At 51.8% G+C, this 2,934-nt stretch carries 2 rRNA genes (1 of these 2 running past the window's edge); both read left to right on the top strand.

Annotated elements, in window-relative coordinates:
- The first annotated feature begins 305 nt into the window (after positions 1-305).
- Positions 306-1,825, top strand: a 16S ribosomal RNA gene (locus tag HMPREF1091_RS06710).
- 241 nt (positions 1,826-2,066) lie between these two features.
- Positions 2,067-2,934 (top strand): 23S ribosomal RNA (locus HMPREF1091_RS06705); it runs 2,111 nt beyond the window's last position.
- The 16S and 23S rRNA genes sit together here, the layout of an rRNA operon.

Here is a 2,934-nt window from a genome sequence, read left to right as displayed (position 1 = left end):
TTCACATTTGTGTCCAAAATATGAATCGAAACAAATCTAGTTTTTGTACTTGCAAGCCCAAAAAGGGGTGTGTATATTAGTAGGTCGCACGCGGTGATGTGGACAAACAAACACAGCAGCTGATGTGCGACGAACCTTGAAAACCGGATACTGCGATCGAAAGATCAGCAAAGACAGCACAGCGAAATTTCGAAGCAAATAAGCAATCGTTAATTTTACTTTGAATCCAGATCAGCGATTATTTTAGATGTCAGGTTTACTCAAATAAACTCACATACATATACAAGACAGTCAGTCTTGTTATTTGAACGGAGAGTTCGATCCTGGCTCAGGATGAACGCTGGCGGCGCGCCTAACACATGCAAGTCGAACGATTAAAGCATCTTTTAGATGTGTATAAAGTGGCGAACGGCTGAGTAACACGTGGGCAACCTGCCCTTTTCTTTGGGATAGCTACGGGAAACCGTGGGTAATACCGAATATTTCTTGAGTGTCGCATGGCACACAAGACAAAGCGTCTAGCGGAAAAGGATGGGCCCGCGGCCTGTTAGCTTGTTGGTGGGGTAATGGCCTACCAAGGCAGTTATGGGTAGCCGGGTTGAGAGACCGACCGGCCAGATTGGGACTGAGACACGGCCCAGACTCCTACGGGAGGCAGCAGTGGGGAATCTTGCGCAATGGGGGAAACCCTGACGCAGCGACGCCGCGTGCGGGATGAAGGCCTTCGGGTTGTAAACCGCTTTCAGCAGGGACGAGGCCGCAAGGTGACGGTACCTGCAGAAGAAGCTCCGGCTAAATACGTGCCAGCAGCCGCGGTAATACGTATGGAGCAAGCGTTATCCGGATTCATTGGGCGTAAAGCGCTCGTAGGCGGTCTGTTAGGTCGGTAAGTTAAATCCGGGGGCTCAACCCCCGTCCGCTTCCGATACCGGCAGACTTGAGTTTGGTAGGGGAAGGTGGAATTCCTAGTGTAGCGGTGGAATGCGCAGATATTAGGAAGAACACCGGTGGCGAAGGCGGCCTTCTGGGCCATAACTGACGCTGAGGAGCGAAAGCTAGGGGAGCGAACAGGATTAGATACCCTGGTAGTCCTAGCCGTAAACGATGGACACTAGGTGTGGGGGGATGTACCTTCCGTGCCGCAGCTAACGCATTAAGTGTCCCGCCTGGGGAGTACGACCGCAAGGTTAAAACTCAAAGGAATTGACGGGGGCCCGCACAAGCAGCGGAGCATGTGGCTTAATTCGAAGCAACGCGAAGAACCTTACCAGGGCTTGACATTTAGGTGAAGCGGCGGAAACGTCGTGGCCGAAAGGAGCCTAAACAGGTGGTGCATGGCTGTCGTCAGCTCGTGTCGTGAGATGTTGGGTTAAGTCCCGCAACGAGCGCAACCCTTGTCGCATGTTGCCAGCAGGTCAAGCTGGGCACCCGTGCGAGACCGCCGGCGTCAAGCCGGAGGAAGGTGGGGACGACGTCAAGTCATCATGCCCCTTATGTCCTGGGCTGCACACGTGCTACAATGGTCGGCACAGCGGGAAGCAAACTTGCGAAAGTAAGCCAATCCCTTAAAGCCGGCCCCAGTTCGGATTGGAGGCTGCAACCCGCCTCCATGAAGTCGGAGTTGCTAGTAATCGCGGATCAGCACGCCGCGGTGAATGCGTTCCCGGGCCTTGTACACACCGCCCGTCACACCACCCGAGTCGTTTGCACCCGAAGTCGTCGGCCTAACCCGCAAGGGAGGGAGGCGCCGAAGGTGTGGAGGGTAAGGGGGGTGAAGTCGTAACAAGGTAGCCGTACCGGAAGGTGCGGCTGGATCACCTCCTTTCTAGGGAGAATAACCTCATCTATGAAAGACTTATTTTGATCGGGTAGACCCGTCTGATTATTTTTTCTGATCTTGTCTTTGTAAAACCTTTTGGTTTGCAGTATTCGGTTTTGGGGGTTCGTCTCCCTGTGTACCTTTACAACTGCATAGCGTAATAATCAAGATTTTCTAGTATAAGAAGATCGCATCTGATCAATACTATGATTTTCATAGTAGTGTATGTAACCTTATACATCTTTTAAAAGAAGATAGTAAGGGCACACGGTGGATGCCTTGGCACAGAAAGCCGATGAAGGACGTGACAAGCTGCGATAAGCTACGGTGAGAAGCACATATTCTTAGACCCGTAGATTTCCGAATGGGTAAACCCATCAGGACTCATCTCCTGATACTTGACGCTGAACACATAGGCGTCAAAGAGGCAACCTGGGGAACTGAAACATCTAAGTACCCAGAGGAATATAAATCAACCGAGATTCCCCAAGTAGTGGCGAGCGAACGGGGATATAGGTCAAACCGACGGTAGCACAATACCATGCAGGGGTTGCGCCGAGCGGGGTTGTAGGACTATGAGTGGGATGGCTGCTTACTTCCCAAACAGTTACAAAACACTGTGTTAGCTGAATCGTTTTGGAAAAGCGAACGAAACAGGGTTAAAGTCCCGTAAGCGAAAATGCAGTGTCTGTTTTCATAGCACCTGAGTACTGCCGGACACGTGAAACCCGGTGGGAAGCAGGGGGGACCACCCTCCAAACCTAAATACTTTTCTGTGACCGATAGTGAACAAGTACCGTGAGGGAAAGGTGAAAAGCACCCCGGAAGGGGAGTGAAATAGTACCTGAAACCGTGTGCCTACAAGCAGTCGGAGCAGTAGCAATACTGTGACGGCGTGCCTTTTGTAGAATGAGCCAGCGAGTTACGATATGTGGCGAGGTTAAGCTAAAAAGCGAGCCGCAGCGACAGCGAGTCTGAATAGGGCGACACAGTCGCATGTCGTAGACGCGAAGCCAGGTGATCTATCCATGAGCAGGCTGAAACGGGGGTAAGACCCCGCGGAGGGCCGAACCCACTTAGGTTGAAAACTGAGGGGATGACTTGTGGATAGGAGT

Source organism: Atopobium minutum 10063974 (genome assembly GCF_000364325.1).
Classification (GTDB): domain Bacteria; phylum Actinomycetota; class Coriobacteriia; order Coriobacteriales; family Atopobiaceae; genus Atopobium; species Atopobium minutum.
The sequence above is the reverse complement of the archived record's forward strand: the minus strand, read 5'-3'. Positions and strand labels throughout refer to the sequence as shown.